This window comes from Jilunia laotingensis (assembly GCF_014385165.1).
Classification (GTDB): Bacteria; Bacteroidota; Bacteroidia; order Bacteroidales; family Bacteroidaceae; genus Bacteroides; species Bacteroides laotingensis.
This window is the reverse complement of record NZ_JACRTF010000001.1, coordinates 3,042,447-3,061,367: the sequence shown is the minus strand read 5'-3', so window position 1 is coordinate 3,061,367 and position 18,921 is coordinate 3,042,447. Positions and strand designations below refer to the sequence as shown.

At 41.8% G+C, this 18,921-nt stretch carries 15 protein-coding genes and 1 tRNA gene; 12 read left to right on the top strand and 4 right to left on the bottom strand.

Going from position 1 to position 18,921, the window contains the following annotated elements; all coding sequences use genetic code 11:
• Positions 1-38 precede the first annotated feature (38 nt).
• Entirely contained in the window at positions 39-875 is an 837-nt protein-coding gene (locus H8744_RS11565) for a 4Fe-4S binding protein (protein ID WP_262434974.1), read from the bottom strand.
• A 268-nt stretch (positions 876-1,143) separates the two neighbouring features.
• Between H8744_RS11565 and rho the strand changes: the two genes are divergently transcribed.
• The 9 genes from rho (at position 1,144) to H8744_RS11520 (ending at position 13,336) form a co-directional block, all read left to right on the top strand.
• A complete protein-coding gene (gene rho, locus H8744_RS11560; protein WP_262434973.1) occupies positions 1,144-3,186 on the top strand; it encodes a transcription termination factor Rho in 2,043 nt (680 codons plus the stop codon).
• Between the two features lie 221 nt (positions 3,187-3,407).
• Entirely contained in the window at positions 3,408-5,198 is a 1,791-nt protein-coding gene (locus tag H8744_RS11555; RefSeq protein ID WP_305067489.1) for a tetratricopeptide repeat-containing sensor histidine kinase, read from the top strand.
• Positions 5,195-7,153: a histidine kinase dimerization/phospho-acceptor domain-containing protein gene (locus H8744_RS11550; RefSeq protein ID WP_262434971.1), complete on the top strand. Its 1,959-nt coding sequence runs from the start codon at positions 5,195-5,197 to the stop codon at positions 7,151-7,153. The genes H8744_RS11555 and H8744_RS11550 overlap by 4 nt, the downstream gene beginning before the upstream one ends.
• A gap of 40 nt (positions 7,154-7,193) precedes the next feature.
• Positions 7,194-8,516, top strand: a complete 1,323-nt coding sequence (locus tag H8744_RS11545; protein WP_262434970.1) for an MATE family efflux transporter — start codon at positions 7,194-7,196, stop codon at positions 8,514-8,516.
• A 70-nt stretch (positions 8,517-8,586) separates the two neighbouring features.
• Complete coding sequence (ffh, locus tag H8744_RS11540; RefSeq protein WP_262434969.1) at positions 8,587-9,909, top strand: signal recognition particle protein; 1,323 nt, start codon at positions 8,587-8,589, stop codon at positions 9,907-9,909.
• A 436-nt stretch (positions 9,910-10,345) separates the two neighbouring features.
• The gene (gene folD, locus H8744_RS11535; protein WP_262434968.1) at positions 10,346-11,227 is read left to right on the top strand and encodes a bifunctional methylenetetrahydrofolate dehydrogenase/methenyltetrahydrofolate cyclohydrolase FolD; all 882 of its coding nucleotides are present in this window, start codon (positions 10,346-10,348) and stop codon (positions 11,225-11,227) included.
• 208 nt (positions 11,228-11,435) lie between these two features.
• Entirely contained in the window at positions 11,436-12,557 is a 1,122-nt protein-coding gene (locus tag H8744_RS11530) for a CapA family protein (RefSeq protein ID WP_305067367.1), read from the top strand.
• Positions 12,558-12,631: 74 nt separating this feature from the next.
• Positions 12,632-12,705, top strand: a tRNA-His gene (locus H8744_RS11525).
• A 238-nt stretch (positions 12,706-12,943) separates the two neighbouring features.
• Positions 12,944-13,336, top strand: coding sequence for an A1S_2505 family phage non-structural protein (locus tag H8744_RS11520; RefSeq protein ID WP_262434966.1), 393 nt, complete (start codon positions 12,944-12,946; stop codon positions 13,334-13,336).
• 118 nt (positions 13,337-13,454) lie between these two features.
• Here H8744_RS11520 and H8744_RS11515 read toward each other — a convergent pair whose 3' ends face one another.
• Positions 13,455-15,272: a DNA polymerase III subunit gamma/tau gene (locus tag H8744_RS11515; RefSeq protein WP_262434965.1), complete on the bottom strand. Its 1,818-nt coding sequence runs from the start codon at positions 15,270-15,272 to the stop codon at positions 13,455-13,457.
• Between the two features lie 145 nt (positions 15,273-15,417).
• On the opposite strand from H8744_RS11515, the gene H8744_RS11510 reads away from it, so the two are divergent.
• Together H8744_RS11510 and H8744_RS11505 are read left to right on the top strand one after the other, a co-directional pair.
• On the top strand, positions 15,418-15,717 hold the full coding sequence (locus H8744_RS11510) for an FtsB family cell division protein (RefSeq protein ID WP_262434964.1): 300 nt from the start codon (positions 15,418-15,420) through the stop codon (positions 15,715-15,717).
• Positions 15,717-16,055 carry a hypothetical protein gene (locus H8744_RS11505; RefSeq protein WP_262434963.1) on the top strand — a complete coding sequence of 113 codons (339 nt, stop codon included), beginning with the start codon at positions 15,717-15,719 and terminating at the stop codon, positions 16,053-16,055. Before H8744_RS11510 ends, H8744_RS11505 begins: the two co-directional genes overlap by 1 nt.
• A gap of 290 nt (positions 16,056-16,345) precedes the next feature.
• Here the strand turns inward: H8744_RS11505 and H8744_RS11500 are convergent, their stop codons facing one another.
• Together H8744_RS11500 and H8744_RS11495 are read right to left on the bottom strand one after the other, a co-directional pair.
• Complete coding sequence (locus H8744_RS11500) at positions 16,346-16,957, bottom strand: OmpH/Skp family outer membrane protein (RefSeq protein WP_262434962.1); 612 nt, start codon at positions 16,955-16,957, stop codon at positions 16,346-16,348.
• Positions 16,958-16,984: 27 nt separating this feature from the next.
• Positions 16,985-17,218, bottom strand: coding sequence for a hypothetical protein (locus H8744_RS11495; RefSeq protein WP_262434961.1), 234 nt, complete (start codon positions 17,216-17,218; stop codon positions 16,985-16,987).
• A 162-nt stretch (positions 17,219-17,380) separates the two neighbouring features.
• Between H8744_RS11495 and H8744_RS11490 the strand changes: the two genes are divergently transcribed.
• Positions 17,381-18,841 (top strand): aminoacyl-histidine dipeptidase, encoded by a 1,461-nt coding sequence (locus H8744_RS11490; RefSeq protein ID WP_262434960.1) that lies wholly within the window; start codon positions 17,381-17,383, stop codon positions 18,839-18,841.
• The last annotated feature ends 80 nt before the right edge of the window (positions 18,842-18,921 follow it).

The following is an 18,921-nucleotide window of genomic DNA, read 5'->3' as shown; positions in this document are numbered from 1 at the left end:
AACTACTTTTGAGGAAAGTTCAAACCGGCTCTTAATTACTATAAAATACTTTTGGGTTCTTTTTGACGCGTAAAGCACTGAGATAATAAAACCGCAAAAGGAGTATCAAATACTCTTGCCTTCTGAGAACATGATTTGACACAAGCACAACATTTGATACATTTATCCGGATCTGTATGTGTCTCATCTCCTTTTATTATGGCTCCTGCCGGACAATTACGCACACATGCCCCACAATGCGTACACTTTTCTTCATCTTCTATCCATGGAGTACGCGGTAATGGCACTCCGCTTTTACGTAACTTAACAGCCTTCCGAAGAAAACGGAATAAAGGAAGAAAGGATTGTTGCGGCCGGGGAATAGACCGAAGATTGACTGGATAGAGTGTTTCAATACCGGATGCAATATCTACTTTAGTCCTAAGTTTCTTTCCAAAATCTACAGCCAATGTAATATCATGTTCATCAGGGCGACCTGCAGCAATGGGATATTTGGTACTACTATACGAATGCTCACCGATGAAAGTCGCTCCTGCGATTACTTTAAATCCACGAAGAAGAACAAATTGATCCAACTCCTGCAACGCCTTTTCATAAGCGCGATTACCATAAACAACCACTAAAGCAACCGGTGTATCCGTACCTTTGATACACGCCAAACGCTCCAAAGCCAAGGGAGCCACATGTCCGCCATATACCGGCACAACGATTACCGCCAAAGCAGATGCCGGTAATTGCATTTCATCAATCGGGCTCAATGTTAAATCAGTAGTTATAATATTTGTTATTCCCAGTCCGTGAACAATTCCATCGCCCACTTGTTTAGAGGTATGGGTAGGTGAAAAATAAATAAGATGAGCTTCAGTGATTACCATAATGTTTCTTTTTGAAAAACAAAGATACACTTTTAAATGGAAAAAAAAGACTATTTATTTATGAAATCAGAATTATTTATTATCTTTGCACCGTTGAAACACTCTGATATTTTCCTAAAAGGATTAGTAAGCAGATATCCAATTCAACAAAAACATCCCTGATTCATAATAACTAAAAGAATATGTTCGCATAACCCCGTCATTTGTGAAGTCGTGTTGTGCCATCCATATCTCAACAGAAAAAAATATTAATAAGTTACTATACTGTATGTATAACATTATCCAATTAAACGACAAAGATTTGTCGGAATTGCAAACTATTGCCCGCGAACTGGGAATCAAAAAGACAGAATCACTAAAAAAAGAAGACCTTGTTTACAAAATCCTTGACGAACAGGCCATCGCTGGTGCTACAAAAAAAGTGGCAGCAGATAAGCTGAAGGAGGAACGTAAAGAAGATAAGAAAAAACGTTCGCGTGTTCCGGCAAAGAAGGAAGATAAAGTATTCTCAGCCAAACAAAACGGTGAGTTAACAAAAGCGGAAACAGAATCTCCCAAACCAGTAGCCCAAGCAGCACCAGCTTCTCCAGATACCATACAAAAAGAAGCAGAACCTGAAAAGAAAACCGATACTCCCGAACCAGAAGCGAAAGCGCCATCGGCACCAAAGAAAAAGGTTGGCCGTCCCCGTAAAAATGTTCTGGAAAATAAGAACAAAGAGGAACAACCAGTCAAAGCAACCACTACTGAAATAATTGAAATTCCCGCAGAAGAAAAGCCTATCGAGGAAAAGGTGACTGAAACGGTTGTAAAACCCATTATTAAGCCCAAAGCGCCCGCTGTAATTGATGAGGAAAGCAATATACTGACTGAAGGCGGTGATGATGATTTTATCCCCATCGAGGACCTTCCTTCCGAAAAAGTGGAGTTGCCTACCGAATTATTCGGCAAATTCGAATCCACCAAAGCTGAACCGGTAGTTCCTCCTACTCCCGAACAATTACAAAACCAACAGCGTCCACGTATTGTCCGTCCACGTGACAATAATAGTAATAATAACAGCACTAATGCCCCTAGAAGCAATAATAATCCCCGCCTGCCTATGCCTAAATCCGCACAGCAGCAAAACATGGGTGAAAATGCTCCAGTACAGGAACGTAAAGTAATTGAACGAGAAAAGCCTTATGAATTTGACGATATATTAACGGGAACCGGTGTTCTGGAAATCATGCAAGATGGTTACGGATTTCTTCGTTCTTCCGATTATAACTACCTTTCATCTCCCGATGACATCTATGTTTCTCAATCGCAAATCAAACTATTCGGCTTGAAAACCGGAGATGTAGTAGAAGGAGTCATCCGTCCTCCAAAAGAGGGTGAAAAATATTTCCCTTTGGTAAAAGTTTCAAAGATCAATGGTCGCGATGCTGCATTCGTACGTGATCGTGTTCCTTTCGATCATCTTACTCCACTTTTCCCGGATGAGAAATTCAAACTTTGCAAAGGAGGTTATTCAGACTCTATGTCGGCACGTGTAGTCGATTTGTTTTCACCCATAGGCAAAGGGCAACGCGCATTAATCGTGGCTCAGCCCAAAACAGGTAAAACGCTGTTGATGAAAGATATTGCAAATGCCATTGCAGCCAACCACCCGGAAGTATATATGATCATGCTTCTGATTGACGAACGCCCGGAGGAAGTAACAGATATGGCTCGCAGCGTCAATGCCGAAGTCATTGCTTCCACATTCGACGAACCTGCCGAACGCCATGTGAAGATTGCAGGTATCGTACTCGAAAAAGCCAAAAGACTAGTCGAATGCGGACATGACGTGGTTATTTTCCTTGATTCGATAACTCGCCTGGCACGCGCATACAATACTGTCTCTCCTGCATCGGGAAAAGTATTGTCGGGAGGTGTGGATGCCAATGCACTTCATAAGCCCAAACGTTTTTTCGGTGCTGCACGTAACATTGAAAACGGGGGCTCACTTACCATCATCGCTACCGCTTTGATAGACACCGGATCTAAGATGGATGAAGTCATCTTCGAAGAATTCAAAGGTACGGGTAATATGGAATTACAGCTTGACCGTAACTTGTCTAACAAACGTATTTTCCCTGCTGTTAATATCGTGGCATCGAGTACACGTCGTGATGACTTGTTGCTTGATAAGACAACACTCGACCGCATGTGGATCTTACGCAAATATCTGGCCGACATGAATCCGATTGAAGCAATGGATTTTGTAAAAGACCGTTTGGAAAAGACCAAGGATAACGACGAATTCCTGATGAGCATGAATAGCTAAACAAATACATTTCTTGGCAACCCATATTTGGAAAGTACTAAAGTGCAAGCTAGCATAAAAAATAAATTATTAAAAAGAGTGGAGAATACTTAGGTTCTTCACTCTTTTTGTTTACATTTGCAGCACTACATCACAAACAGTAATCAACAACAGTGAGAATTTATATATTCTACATACTTGGAACACTCGCCGGACTCTTCAATATCCAGCCGATCAGTTCTATGAACGATGATACTAATCACCTTGCAAAATTACAACACCTTATAGACAACAATCTTTCTTACACCAGAGATGTTACAGCAGATAGTATTATATCATGGGAGAAAGAACTTGATTCGCAATTAGAAAAAGAAAAGAAATATGACTTGCTTTTCTTTGTCAAACAGCTTGTAGCCAGTTCATACGCCACCCGTGGAGATATTACCATTGCTGTAGAGCGCGCCCACGCCATGTATGAGCAAGCTAAAAGGATAAATTACGAACCAGGAATAGCCCTTTCTCTGAGAGCTATCGGAAATGCTTACCTGGAAGCAAACATGCAACAACAAGCCATCGACTCATATAAAGAAGCAATAAGAATATTGCAAGGTAGTACGAACAGTACAATCCTTCCTAAAATGCAGATCATGCCAAATCTTATTCTCACATTACTGAAAATGGGAAAATTGGATGAAGCGTCCATCTACCTGAGAATGTTTGAAAATCTCGTTGATGAACATCCCGGAAGTACCAACCTCTTCTACGCCTCAATATGCCATTGTTATTATAATATTATCACGGACAATCCTAAGAAAGCTCACAAATTTCTGAATGAAGCCGATAGTTTGTATCAAAAGCACAACTTCATATATTTGAGTTATATTTTGAGTTTTCTCCACGCAAGTTACTATGAACTGACACAACAATATGACTTGGCTCTCCAACAATACAATTTACTCACTGAAAGCATTCGACCCGATTACGCACCAAACCGATATACCCAACTAAAGTTACAGCAAGCTCAGATATTATCACTGTTGGGTAAAACCGATGAAGCGTGCTTCGTTTATCAAAAAGCGAACGCTTTGCAAGACTCTCTCGACAATATCAGTTACACAAGACAAATCAACGAATTGCGTACACTTTACCAAATTGATAAATTAGAACTAGCCAATCAGGTAGAACGAAATAAAACCATAACCTATGGAATATTGGCCGTTCTTATTTTATTAGGACTGATCACCAGCCTTATTTTGTACTTACGAAAAAAGAATAAACATCTTCTTCATTCAAAGATAGAATTGGAAAAAGCACAAAAAAATGCAGAAAACTCCATCCGGACAAAAAGCCTTTTCCTATCCAATATGAGCCATGAAATCCGAACCCCTTTGAATGCTTTATCAGGATTTTCCGCTATATTATCCGATGATTCTATAAACAATGAGACAAGACAACAATGCAATGACATCATTCAGCAAAATTCAGAACTGCTACTCAAGCTCATCAATGATGTCATAGACCTATCCAGCCTGGAAATAGGAAAACTTACATTCAATTTCAGAGAATGTGATGCTGTCATTATCTGTCGGAATGTCATCGATACTGTCGAGAAAGTGAAACAGACACAAGCCGGAGTACGTTTCCTAACCACATTAGAAACCTTACCTCTATTGACAGACGATTCACGTTTGCAACAAGTTCTGATCAACCTTCTCATCAATGCTACAAAATTCACTACAGAAGGGATGATTACTCTTGAAATAAAGAAAACATCCGAGGATATGGTTCTATTCTCGGTCACCGATACCGGCTGCGGCATTCCTTTAGAAAAACAGGGACAGATATTCAACCGGTTCGAAAAGCTGAATGAAGGCGCCCAAGGCACGGGATTAGGCCTATCCATTTGCCAACTAATCATAGAACAAATAGGCGGAACTATATGGATTGACCCGGAATATACAGATGGCGCACGTTTCATATTTACACATCCTGTTAATCCATCAGTGATTGACTCAAAGAAAAAAGCACTATGAAACGGTTGATACTCATACTCATTCAGTGTTGCTACATATTATCATGTGCTGCTGCACCGTCACAAACAGAAACAGATAGCTTGGAAAATCTATTGCCTATTCTTCCACACGATTCCACCAGACTTGACTTAATACAAAATCTGACACGAATGCAGCAATCGACTCCGGAATGCATAAGGTACTCAAATATGCTTCTAAAGGAAGCCGTTATTCAAAATAAACCCCGATATGCAGGTACGGCCATCTACTTCCAGGTAATCTACTATTATAATCAGAACCAACCGGATAGTGTCGATCTGAAACTTAGAGAGATGGAGCCATTCGTTGCCAAAGGTAATTTATGGGATTACTATTTCGATGCGCAACGGTGCCAAATAGATCTCTTATCTTACGGAGAGCAATTTGAACTGGCCATAAACAAAGCACTTGAAATGTACAAAAAAGCAGAGAAAGCCCGTAACATACGTGGTTTGATCGGTGCTAATCAATGCTTGGCCAATGCATATATGGGTACAGGACGCTTGGAAGAGGGAAAGAATGCGTTGAAAGAAGCTCATAAATTACTCTCTAGATCAGATAATACTGTAGTAAGCAATTCCGTCCTATGCCAGCTTATTTCATTGAGTAAAGCCAACGAAGATTTTCAGAATATGAAAATATATCTCGATGAGCAACAAAAACTCCTTCAGGATTATGTAAATTCAAACCCCAATATGATAGATGCGTTCAGTGACCCGTTGATCTTCAATGAAATCTACTACGCATATTATTATGTACACATTAATCAAGCACAGAAAGTACTGGAACACTTACAAGAAGGAGCCAAATACCTCAATCCGCACACTTATTTCATGTATCAGGTACTCTACCACGATGCTTATGCATACTATTACCGAATATGCAAAGAATATGATCAGGCCATCAGCCGATTGGATACCACCATTGTCATCTTGAAAGAGACTGCCAATTCCGATTATATTTCTCAATTATCCGTAAAAGCCGACATACTAGTAGAAGCCGGACGAAGCCAAGAAGCGCTCCCCATCTATCAAAATGTTTTTCAGTTGAAAGATTCTGTTGTCAACGAAGTATCGAACAAACAGCTGCAATTAATCCAGAAAAGCTACCATATGGATAAAATGATACTGGAAGAGCAAATCTCACGGAACCAAATCCAAATAGTGATTCTAGGAGTCATTGCCGTTGCTTTAATTTTTCTCACTTTCGTTATGATCCGCGTGTATCGTATCCGCAGGGCGTTAAAGAAAGCGGAAAGTGAAACACGGACAGCAACCCGAACGACTGAAGAGGCTAACGAAAGCAAAAACCGGTTCCTTTCCAATATGAGTTACAACATCCGGATCCCGCTCAATGGCGTTGTCGGGTTCTCTCAACTCATAGCTTCTGAGCCCGACATGATTGAAAGCACCCGGAAAGAGTTCGCAACCATCATCCAAAAGAATACTGAAGAGTTAATGCAATTGGTCAATGACGTACTCGACCTATCACGTCTGGAAGCTAATATGATGAAATTTCAGATACATGAATATGATGTTGTTTCGCTTTGTAACGATGCCATTTACATGGCACGGATGAAGGGTGAAGGATATATCGATATTCTGTTCAAGACAGATATCCCCATGCAGAATATTATAACCGACACGGCAAGACTGACCCAAACCTTGCTGGATTTACTAACTTATCCCGACAGATGCAACAAACAAAGAGAAATCACTTTCACCCTGTCAAGGGATGTGGAAGCCGGGCTGATACGTTTCCATATTGTCAATTCCCCGTTGGCAGATCCGGAATTCATATCTCAAAAAGTCAGTATCCGACACGACATCAATCGTTTACTTTTGGAACATTTCGGAGGAAGTTATATTGTCAGCACCGATGAACAGGGACGCACAGTTATCGATTTAACATATCCATTCGATTACAGATCCGAATAAAAGCGCTATCTTTGCAAATTCCAAAACTAAACGCTTATTTATGTACACCAACAAACAGATTTGGAGTGTCAGTTATCCGATACTCTTAAGCTTGCTTGCACAAAATGTCATCAACGTTACCGACACTGCTTTCCTCGGACATGTCGGAGAAGTTGCTCTCGGAGGTTCGGCCATGGGCGGACTTTTCTATATTTGCGTATTTACCATTGCTTTCGGTTTTAGCACCGGTTCGCAAATAGTTATTGCACGCCGTAATGGCGAAGGCCGTTATTCAGACGTAGGGCCGGTAATGATGCAAGGAGTCATGTTTCTTCTAGTCATGGCATTACTGCTTTTCGGCTTTACAAAGGCTTTTGGAGGAAATATCATGCGTATGCTCGTGTCTTCAGAGTCCATATTCGATGCCACAATGGAATTTCTCGACTGGCGTATATACGGTTTCTTCTTCTCATTCGTCAACGTCATGTTCCGTGCATTATATATCGGAATCACCCGCACAAAGGTACTTACTATCAATGCAGTAGTCATGGCAATAACGAATGTCATACTGGACTATGCACTAATCTTCGGACATTTCGGCTTGCCCGAAATGGGCATTAAAGGTGCTGCCATCGCTTCGGTGATTGCAGAAGGCAGTTCCATTCTTTTCTTCCTTATATATACATATATCACGGTAGATTTGAAAAAATACGGGTTGAATCGTTTACGTTCCTTCGACCCTCAATTATTGATGCGTATTCTGAGCATATCCTGCTTCACCATGATGCAGTATTTCCTGTCGATGGCTACCTGGTTTATATTTTTTGTTGCCGTCGAAAGATTGGGACAGCGCGAACTTGCTATTGCAAACATTGTACGAAGCATCTATATCGTCATGTTGATACCAGTAAACTCACTGGCAACCACCACTAACAGCCTGGTAAGTAATGCCATCGGTGCCGGAGGCATCCAACATGTAATGGCGCTTATCAATAAAATAGCCCGTTTCTCCTTTTTCATCATGTTAGGACTGGTCATCATTACAGCACTCTTCCCACAGGGTATGCTTTCCATATATACAAGTGACCCGACATTGATTGCCGAATCCGTACCATCGGTATACGTCATCTGTTGTGCCATGCTGATTGCTTCAGTTGCCAACGTCGTATTCAACGGAATATCCGGTACCGGTAATACCCAAGCAGCCTTATTACTCGAAACGATTACCATTGTCATCTACGGTTCGTATATCATTTTCATCGGAATGTGGTTGAAAGCTCCCATTGAATGGTGCTTTACCATTGAGATCGTGTACTATACGTTGCTGCTCACCACAAGCTATATTTACTTCAAAAAAGCAAAATGGCAGAATAAAAAGATATAAATACGAGAGATTTTCGTACATTTGCAACCCGATTTGTAATTCGTAATTAGTAATTTGTAATTAATATACCATGTTCGATAATTTAAGCGAGAGACTAGAGAGGTCGTTTAAGATTCTGAAAGGTGAAGGTAAAATCACCGAAATCAACGTAGCAGAGACACTGAAGGACGTACGTAAAGCCCTGTTGGATGCCGACGTTAACTACAAAGTTGCGAAAAACTTTACTGACACAGTAAAGGAAAAAGCATTGGGACAAAACGTACTTACAGCCGTGAAGCCAAGCCAACTGATGGTGAAGATCGTTCACGATGAACTAACCCATTTGATGGGAGGTGAAACGGTGGAGATCGATATCGATTCACGTCCAGCAGTAATCCTGATGTCCGGTCTGCAAGGTTCGGGTAAGACAACATTCTCGGGCAAATTGGCACGTATGCTGAAAACCAAGAAGAATCGCAAACCGCTGCTTGTTGCCTGTGACGTTTACCGTCCGGCCGCCATCGAACAGTTGCGTGTATTGGCAGAACAGATCAATGTCCCTATGTATTCCGAACCGGATAGCAAGAATCCGGTGGAGATTGCCCAAAACGCCATCAAGGAAGCTAAAGCTAAAGGATATGACCTTGTCATCGTCGATACAGCCGGACGTTTGGCCGTAGACGAGGAGATGATGAATGAGATTGCAGCTATCAAGACAGCCATAGAGCCGAACGAGATCCTTTTTGTTGTCGACTCCATGACCGGACAGGATGCTGTAAACACTGCCAAAGAATTCAACGAACGCCTTGATTTCAACGGTGTGGTACTTACCAAACTCGATGGTGACACTCGTGGTGGTGCCGCTCTTTCCATCCGTTCGGTAGTCAACAAACCTATCAAATTTGTAGGTACGGGTGAAAAGTTAGATGCTATCGACCAATTCCACCCTGCACGTATGGCCGACCGTATCTTGGGAATGGGTGATATCGTTTCGTTGGTAGAGCGTGCGCAAGAGCAGTATGATGAAGAAGAAGCGAAGCGTCTTCAGAAAAAGATTGCCAAGAATCAGTTCGACTTTAACGACTTCCTCAGTCAAATTGCTCAAATCAAGAAAATGGGTAACCTCAAGGAACTTGCTTCCATGATCCCGGGTGTAGGAAAGGCCATCAAAGATATCGATATCGATGATAATGCTTTCAAAAGCATCGAAGCTATCATCTACTCAATGACACCCGCAGAACGTTCTAATCCCGAATTGCTGAACGGTTCACGCCGTACGCGCATTGCTAAAGGCAGCGGCACCACTATACAGGAAGTAAACCGCCTGCTCAAACAGTTCGACCAGACTCGCAAAATGATGAAGATGGTAACCGGCAGCAAGATGGGCAAAATGATGCCGAAAGTTAAACGCTAAATTTTCGCACAAAAGCTTGACTTTCGCTTTTCTATTTTGTATCTTTGTGAACGTTAATAATAAGATAGATTGAAATTAAACTACGATAAAAGGAGATAGCCACCCGCTACCTCCTTTTTTAGTATCCTACAGCAAGAGGAGCAATTCCCCGGTGAGAAAGAGAGCATTCCCCGGTGGCCAAGATGCTGTTCCTCGGTGATCAAGAGCTTCTTCCTCGGTGCCGAACCTCTTCCTCATCGGTGAGGAAGAGATTGTTTATCGGTGACCAAGAATATATTGTTCCGATAACAGAGAATCGAAACCCGCCATAGCCTTCTACAGTTAATAATACGTAAATCTGCTCTTGACAAAAACGAGCCTCTTTCTTTCACCCCCATCAGTTTGGAGAGTTCGGTAAATTATCCTACTTTTGCCAATCACCAAAATACTATCGAACATGAACCTTATAGATGGAAAAGCCATTTCCGAACAAGTAAAACAAGAGATTGCGGCAGAAGTGGCAGAAATCGTTACCAACGGAGGCAAACGTCCTCATCTGGCTGCTATACTTGTAGGGCACGATGGAGGTAGCGAAACATATGTAGCCGCTAAAGTAAAAGCCTGCGAAGCCTGTGGCTTCAAATCGTCACTCATCCGCTACGAAAGCGATGTAACAGAAGAGGAACTGCTTGCTAAAGTACGCGAACTCAATGAAGATGCCGATGTAGACGGTTTTATCGTACAGCTTCCCCTCCCCAAACACATATCCGAACAGAAAGTGATCGAAACAATTGACTACCGCAAGGATGTGGATGGTTTCCATCCGATCAATGTAGGACGCATGTCTATCGGATTGCCCTGTTATGTGTCCGCCACTCCCAACGGAATCCTCGAACTGCTGAAACGCTATAAGATAGAAACTTCGGGCAAGAAGTGCGTAGTGCTGGGACGCAGCAACATCGTTGGTAAACCCATGGCTGCACTAATGATGCAAAAGGCCTATCCGGGCGATGCAACGGTAACTGTCTGCCATAGCCGTTCACGTGACCTGATAAAGGAATGCCAGGAAGCAGATATCATTATTGCCGCACTCGGTCAACCCAATTTCGTGAAAGCGGAAATGGTAAAAGAAGGAGCCGTGATCATTGATGTCGGAACAACCCGCGTACCTGATTCAAGCAAGAAATCCGGTTTCAAACTGACCGGTGATGTGAAATTCGATGAAGTAGCACCGAAATGCTCGTACATCACCCCTGTACCCGGGGGAGTTGGTCCAATGACTATCGTTTCCCTGATGAAGAATACATTGCTTGCAGGTAAGAAAGCCATTTACAAATAAAAGCCAGAAAAGGCATGCTAGGGTAAAAGCCATTACCGGAATTTAAATTTTAGACACGGATTACACGGTAGAATATGTGGAAAAAGCATATAATCAAAAACTGTAGATCTTATTCATTAAGAACCGTGTAATCCGTGAAATACGTGTCTAAAAAAGCAGATGATGACTTTTGACATCTCCAAATAAATCTATTTCCCTCTCTACGATTATGAAGACGTTTCTCCTTACTTTACTTTTTTTCACTCAATTATCCTGTATGAGTAAAGCACAGGAGCAGACTAACGTGCAATTACCGGTAGACAGTCTCCCCTCTCCTGCCCATATCACCTTGCTATTTGCCGGAGATCTGATGCAACATCAAGCACAAATCAATGCAGCCTATACCCCCTCCGGATATGACTATTCCGATTACTTCAAATCAATTAAAGATGAAATAAGCCGAGCCGATATAGCCATAGGCAATCTTGAAGTCACCTTGGGAGGAAAACCGTACAAAGGTTATCCGACTTTCAGCGCACCGGACGAATATCTTTACGCAATTCGTGACGCAGGATTCAACGTATTGGTAACAGCCAACAATCATTGCCTTGATAAAGGTAAAAACGGTTTGGAAAGAACCATACAGATGCTAGATTCTTTACACATCCCTCATGCAGGAACGTATATCAATGCCGACACCCGCAAGCAACAATATCCCTTACTATTAGAACAGAACGGTTTTCGCATCGCCTTGTTAAATTATACTTATGGAACCAACGGCATTAAAGTCACCTATCCAAACATTGTAAACTATATAGACAAAGCCATCATAATGCAAGATATCAAAGATGCAAAAACTCTTCACCCGGACGCGATCATAGCTTGCATGCATTGGGGAGATGAATACCACTCCCTGCCTAATAAAGAACAAACAACATTGGCTGATTGGCTTCTCGAACAAGGAGTCACTCATATCATTGGCTCGCATCCACATGTCGTACAACCCATGGAGCTTCGCACCGACAGCATTACAGGAGAGCGACACGCAGTTGTATACTCTTTGGGAAATTTCATTTCCAACATGTCCGCCCGCCATACAGATGGTGGAATACTTTTTAGGCTAGATCTTGAAAAAGACAGTATCACTCGTGTCACTAACTGTGGTTATAGCTTGGTATGGACATCCCGCCCTCTCCTCTCCCGAAAAAAAAATCATAGATTGCTCCCTGCCAACTACCCATCGGACTCTCTCAGTATCGCTGAACGTAATCATCTGAAAATCTTCATAAATGATACTCGATCCCTCTTTAGCAAGTACAATAAAGGAATAAAAGAGTACACTTTTTATTGAAATTTTCTCGTAGAATATTTGCAGATTCAAAGTTTATATCTATCTTTGCACCGCGTTAGAGAAACGCAAACATGGTGGCTGTAGTTCAGTTGGTTAGAGCGTCAGATTGTGGTTCTGAATGTCGTGGGTTCGAGTCCCATCTGCCACCCAAAAGAAAAGGGGAAATTCGATGAGAATATTCCTCTTTTTTGTTGTATATAAGGCATTTGCGGGGAATATTTGGAGAATATGTCACTAAGACCCACTTTACAAGTAGACTTTAGAACTTACAAGTAACACTAATTTGTTCTAGAAATGTTTTAGCAGAAGAATATGGCAACATGGTACTAAAACTTTAAGCAAGCCTTCAAAATAATATCATTTTTCACCTAACCCCCTGTTAAATTATGAATATTCGAATTACCCCCGATCATATCACCGAACTGCAACCAAACGAGATATTTGTCTTCGGTAGCAACCTTCAAGGATACCATGGTGGTGGAGCCGCCCGTTTGGCAATGAACAAATGGGGAGCAATTTGGGGACAAGGCATAGGATTGCAAGGCCAAACATATGCCATTCCAACCATGCAAGGTGGAGTGGAAACGATTCGTCCTCATGTGGACCAATTTATTAAAGTTGCGCAAAACGATCCGGAACACATATATCTTGTCACAGAGATAGGTTGTGGAATAGCAGGATTCCAACCCGAAGAAATCGCCCCTCTATTTGCAACAGCTGTGAATGTTACCAACATATGGTTGCCACGCAATTTTTGGAAAATTATTCAAGCCAAATAGTCTTTTTATGATATAAATTTCAATATACCTGATGCCCCGTTACATATATTGTTAACCATGCTAACATATATTATAACGGGGCATCAGGTATATTGGCATTATCCTTACAAAGCTCTAATCAATACAATTCCAATCCGAATTCTTCTTTTAGTTGCATTAAAGCATCATTCTTTTTTGCCATCATTTGAAACTTCTCTACCCTGCTGTAAGCACGGACATTCTCAGCAGGTGCGCTTACACGAACAGTCATTCTAACTTTACGGTTTTTCAGCCGCGTACGAAGGTAATCCTGCACTTCGGGAATCATAGCCGTAAATTCTTTGGCAATGATTTCATTATCAACCAGTATTTCAAATGTGACATCGTCCTTCTGAAGAGCCGGACGAATATTTTGCATACGCATGGCAATCGCCTTATGTTCTATAGGAAGCTGCCCTGCATATTCCTGCCAATAGTAATTCAGATCTTTTTCATTGAAAATGTAATCTTCTTCCGGTTGCACTTGTGTATGTACCGTAGTCTGAACAGCAGCATTTTGCGCCCCAGTCTCTTTCTGCGGATGCTTGATGGAAAGCCCCAGACTGGAACGGTTCATCACCGGTATTTTCTTTTCTTCCTTCAACTGCACTTTTAATACCGCCTCAGGAGTGGATGTCTGGTTAGATGCTCCAACTGCGGGAACCGGAGAAGCAGGCGCAGTAGGCGATTGAGCCACCGGTTTAACCGCTGGTTGCGATTGTGTTCCAACAGGAGCAGCCTGTGGTTGCTGAGCAACGGCAGGTTGTGTAAATATGGGTTTTATAGCTTGTTTAGGGCTACGCCCACCACTCACATCATCCCCCCCGGTGGTAAGTTGCGCAACTTGTATCAAGGTCAGCTCCACCAACAAACGTTTGTTTTTGCTGGTACGATAATTCATATCACAATCGTTGCAAAGCTTCATAGCTTTATATAAAAAAGGCAACGGACATTTTTGCGCCTGTTCCTGATAACGTTGGCGTATGCTCGCACCTACTTCAAGCAGTGACAACGTAGCAACGTCTTTACTTACCAACAGGTCGCGGAAATGAGAAGAAAGTCCTGTAATAAAATGATTTCCATCAAAGCCTTTATTCAGCACATCATTAAATAGCAATAAGGCATCACTCACTTTATTTTCAAGAAAACAGTCAGTCAGACGGAAATAATATTCATAATCAAGCACGTTCAGATTTTCAATAACGCTTTGATAGGTTATGTTCCCCCCCGTGAAACTCACCACCTGATCGAAAATGGAAAGCGCATCTCTCATCCCCCCGTCCGCCTTCAACGCGATCACATTAAGAGCATCCGGTTCGGCAGAAATGCTCTCTTTGGAAGCCACATAAGCCAAATGTTGCACGGTATCTTCTACACTGATACGGTTAAAATCATAAATCTGGCAACGTGACAGAATGGTAGGAAGTATCTTATGCTTTTCAGTCGTAGCCAGAATAAAGATGGCATGACGTGGCGGTTCTTCCAGTGTTTTCAGGAAAGCATTAAAAGCCGAAGCTGACAACATATGTACCTCATCAATAATATACACTTTGTATTTACCTATCTGAGGCGGGATGCGTACCTGTTCCACCAGTTGTCGAATATCATCTACCGAATTATTCGAAGCCGCATCCAGTTCATGAATATTGTACGAGCGCTGTTCATTGAAAGCCACGCAAGACTCACAAGAATTGCAAGCTTCTCCATCCGCTGTGGGTGTCATACAGTTGATTGTCTTGGCAAAGATACGTGCGCAAGTCGTCTTTCCCACCCCCCGAGGTCCGCAAAACAGATAGGCGTGAGCCAGTTTCTGTGTGGCAATGGCATTCTTCAGCGTAGTGGTCAGTGCCCGTTGTCCCACCACCGATTCAAAAGTGGATGGACGATATTTACGGGCAGATACAATATAATTTTCCATACTTCAGACTTTCTCTTTTTTGCTTTTACGGCAAAGGTACGTAAAAAAGCGTAAGTAACTGATGATACTCTATAAGTTTTGGAACAGAAATAGCAAGTTTTAAGTTATAAGTTTTATCTTTGCACACGGAAAAAGAAGAGAAATCATGAGCAAATTATTAACAATCTGGTTGTTCATAGCAAAGCATAAATATCTGATTACTATTTTGCTTTTTGCAGCTATCATCGGTTTTCTGGATGAGAACAGTGCGATTCGCCGTCTTGGCTATGCCCGTGAAATCAGCCGCCTGCAAAGTGAAATAGAGAAATACCGTGCCGAATATGAGGAGAACACCAAAAAACTCAATGAGTTGAGTACCAATCCGGATGCCATAGAGCAGATTGCCCGTGAAAAGTACCTAATGAAAAAGCCAAACGAAGATATTTACGTATTCAAAGATAAATAATGAAGCAACTTATACCTGCACTTTTCACCGTAGGTGCCCTGATGGTTCTTGTCGGGGCAGCGGTATATATTACCAAATGGGAATATGCACCTTATATATATACCATAGGTGCCGGTTTCGTAGCTCTTGCCCAAATAAACACTCCCGTAAAAGGGAAAAGCAAGATATTAAAACGTTTGCGTATCCAGCAAATCTTCGGAGCCTTGGCACTGGTACTCACCGGTGCTTTCATGTTCTTCACCCATGGTAACGATTGGATTGCCTGTCTGACAATTGCCGCTATCCTAGAACTATACACAGCCTTTCGTATTCAACAGGAAGAAGCAAAAGAGAAATAAATCACACAAATTATCCGCAAACATTGTGAGTAATTAATAAAAAGAGGAAAATTTGACATCTTCTTTCTCTTCCTTTGTTTTCAAGTAGGAGATTCTACATTTCCACTGCAAAGTGTTTTTAATATTGCTATCATTTAGAATCGGAGCCTTTTCATTGGTCAACCAATGTTAGCAGTATTCAAAGTAATATTGTTATCCCTATATAAGCTAAAATACAAATTCCCCATAAACAATAATGGCAACTCCGTGGTGGAGTTGCCATTATTGTTTATGCTAAAGGTTAAATAGTATTATTTCTTAGCTGCAGAAGTATATCTTGCATTCAAACCATCGATAATCTCCTGAGTGATATTGAAAGTGCTGTCAGCATAAAGCAGATTGTCAAAACCAGTATTACTGAGTATCAGGCTATAGCCTCTTGTCTTATTGTATTCTTTTAAGAAAACATTGATAGAGTCGCGCAATTGCAGACTGTTCTTTGCATTTTCGGCTGCCAGTTCATTGGACAGTTTATTCTGCAATGCCTGAAGATCTTGTTGCATCTTCATCAAGCGATTGTATTCCTGTTGGGCTCTTTCGGGAGAGATGAAAGCATTATTCTCATATTTCTTCTGAAATTCTTTCTGGTCTTTATCAAGAGCAGCAGCTTTCTGGTTTAATGTCAAACGGATATTTTCCTCCTTTTTCAGCATGGCCTCATTCAAATCTACACAGAAATTGTATTTTGAAAGCAAAGTGTCTACTTCAACATATGCAATTTTCAGTTCACCGGAAGGAGTTGCGGCTGTAACTTCTCCGGAAGCCGTTGTAGTTCTCGTGTCAGCTTTACCGGCGCATTGTGAAAATAAAACGATAAGCGCGAGTGCAGCAAAACCGTTAACGAGGCAATTTATTCTCTTCATAACTTGTAAAATATAGTTTTTAATTAATTAGTTCATATTATCGTCTAAGGTCTTATCGACTTTACCAATGGAAGAAGGTGATTTTTTCTGTGCTTCCCGATCCTGGGACTGGACACAATTAATGCCTTTATCTCTCAATGCCTTATTACCACTTACATGTCCGTTCGGAAATTTTCCTCCCTTCACGAAGAACACTTTAAGCCCCAATAATACGAGACAAATAGCAACTATTAACAAAGTAAAGAGTAATGTATAAAGCATTTCTATTAATTTTGTGGGTGCAAATATAGACTTTTGTATGGACTCAGCCACTCTTTTTCATTTAAAAAAAGAGAAACAAGTTTAGAATCCTCAATCGTTTTAACCATATTTAGCAATGAGAGGTTAATTTTGAATCATTCACTCAAATAAAAAGAAAAAAGAATGGAAAAACAAGAACTAAAACCGGCTGGTGTTTTCAAGTATTTCGCTGAAATATGCCAGGTACCGCGTCCTTCAAAGAAGGAAGAAAAAATTATCGCTTACCTTAAAGCGTTCGGTGAAAAACATAACCTAGAAACAAAAGTAGACGAAGCCGGAAACGTGCTGATCAAGAAACCCGCTACTCCCGGAAAAGAAAATCTGCAAACCGTAGTACTGCAATCGCACGTCGACATGGTATGCGAAAAGAATAACGATGTTGAACATGATTTCCTCAAAGATCCCATAGAAACAGAAATAGAAGGCGAATGGATGAAAGCCAAAGGAACCACTCTGGGTGCCGACAACGGCATCGGTGTTGCTACCGAGCTTGCCATCCTTGCCGATGATACCATCGAACACGGCCCGCTGGAATGCCTTTTCACCGTTGATGAAGAGACCGGGTTGACTGGTGCTTTCGCCCTGAAAGAAGGCTTCATGACTGGAGACATCTTGCTCAACCTCGATTCGGAAGACGAAGGGGAGCTTTTCATCGGTTGTGCCGGTGGCATCGACTCCGTGGCCGAATTCACCTATAAAGAAGTAGACGTACCGGCAGGTTATTTCTTCTTTAAAGTGGAAGTAAAAGGTCTTAAAGGTGGACACTCCGGTGGTGATATCCATTTAGGACGTGGCAACGCCAACAAAATACTAAATCGCTTCCTCAGCAAGATGGTAGCAAAATACGACCTGTATTTATGCGAAATCAATGGCGGTAATCTTCGGAATGCCATTCCTCGTGAAGCGTATGCTATCTGTGCTGTTCCCGAAAATGCCAAACACGATGTACGCACCGACCTGAACGTATTCACTGCTGAAATAGAGAACGAACTTGCCGTTACCGAACCTGACCTGAAACTTATACTTGAATCGGAAGCTCCACGCGCCAAAGCCATCGATCAGGAAACTACAGCACGATTACTGAAAGCACTCTATGCGGTTCCACACGGAATATACGCCATGAGCCAAGACATTCCGGGATTGGTAGAAACATCCACCAACCTGGCTTCCATCAAAATGAAACCCGGCAACGTGATCCGCATCGAGACAAGCCAGCGCAGCTCTATCCTTTCCGCCCGTGACGACATGGCTAACACGGTACGATCTGCATTCCTATTGGCAGGTGCAAAGGTCACTTCCGGTGATGGTTACCCGGGATGGAAACCTAACCCTCATTCTGCCATCCTAGAAGTAGCAGCCGCTTCCTACAAACGCTTATTTGGTGTCGATGCCAAAGTAAAAGCTATTCATGCCGGATTGGAATGTGGATTATTCCTCGATAAATATCCTACACTGGATATGATCTCCTTCGGACCTACACTGATCGGTGTACACTCTCCGGACGAAAGGATGCTGATTCCCACCGTTGATAAATTCTGGCGACACTTGCTTGACGTACTGGCAAATATCCCGGAAAAGAAATAATAAACCAAAAGGTTTGTCGTTAATAAACAGAAGGCTGTGCCAAAAATAAATTCCGTATCTAATAATAGAAAATAAGCGGT

Coding starts and splice junctions, on each gene's coding strand:
- H8744_RS11565 (WP_262434974.1), bottom strand. CDS start 875: ATGGTAATCACTGAAGCTCATCTTATTTATTTTTCACCTACCCATACC.
- rho (WP_262434973.1), top strand. CDS start 1,144: ATGTATAACATTATCCAATTAAACGACAAAGATTTGTCGGAATTGCAA.
- H8744_RS11555 (WP_305067489.1), top strand. CDS start 3,408: ATGAACGATGATACTAATCACCTTGCAAAATTACAACACCTTATAGAC.
- H8744_RS11550 (WP_262434971.1), top strand. CDS start 5,195: ATGAAACGGTTGATACTCATACTCATTCAGTGTTGCTACATATTATCA.
- H8744_RS11545 (WP_262434970.1), top strand. CDS start 7,194: ATGTACACCAACAAACAGATTTGGAGTGTCAGTTATCCGATACTCTTA.
- ffh (WP_262434969.1), top strand. CDS start 8,587: ATGTTCGATAATTTAAGCGAGAGACTAGAGAGGTCGTTTAAGATTCTG.
- folD (WP_262434968.1), top strand. CDS start 10,346: ATGAACCTTATAGATGGAAAAGCCATTTCCGAACAAGTAAAACAAGAG.
- H8744_RS11530 (WP_305067367.1), top strand. CDS start 11,436: ATGAAGACGTTTCTCCTTACTTTACTTTTTTTCACTCAATTATCCTGT.
- H8744_RS11520 (WP_262434966.1), top strand. CDS start 12,944: ATGAATATTCGAATTACCCCCGATCATATCACCGAACTGCAACCAAAC.
- H8744_RS11515 (WP_262434965.1), bottom strand. CDS start 15,272: ATGGAAAATTATATTGTATCTGCCCGTAAATATCGTCCATCCACTTTT.
- H8744_RS11510 (WP_262434964.1), top strand. CDS start 15,418: ATGAGCAAATTATTAACAATCTGGTTGTTCATAGCAAAGCATAAATAT.
- H8744_RS11505 (WP_262434963.1), top strand. CDS start 15,717: ATGAAGCAACTTATACCTGCACTTTTCACCGTAGGTGCCCTGATGGTT.
- H8744_RS11500 (WP_262434962.1), bottom strand. CDS start 16,957: ATGAAGAGAATAAATTGCCTCGTTAACGGTTTTGCTGCACTCGCGCTT.
- H8744_RS11495 (WP_262434961.1), bottom strand. CDS start 17,218: ATGCTTTATACATTACTCTTTACTTTGTTAATAGTTGCTATTTGTCTC.
- H8744_RS11490 (WP_262434960.1), top strand. CDS start 17,381: ATGGAAAAACAAGAACTAAAACCGGCTGGTGTTTTCAAGTATTTCGCT.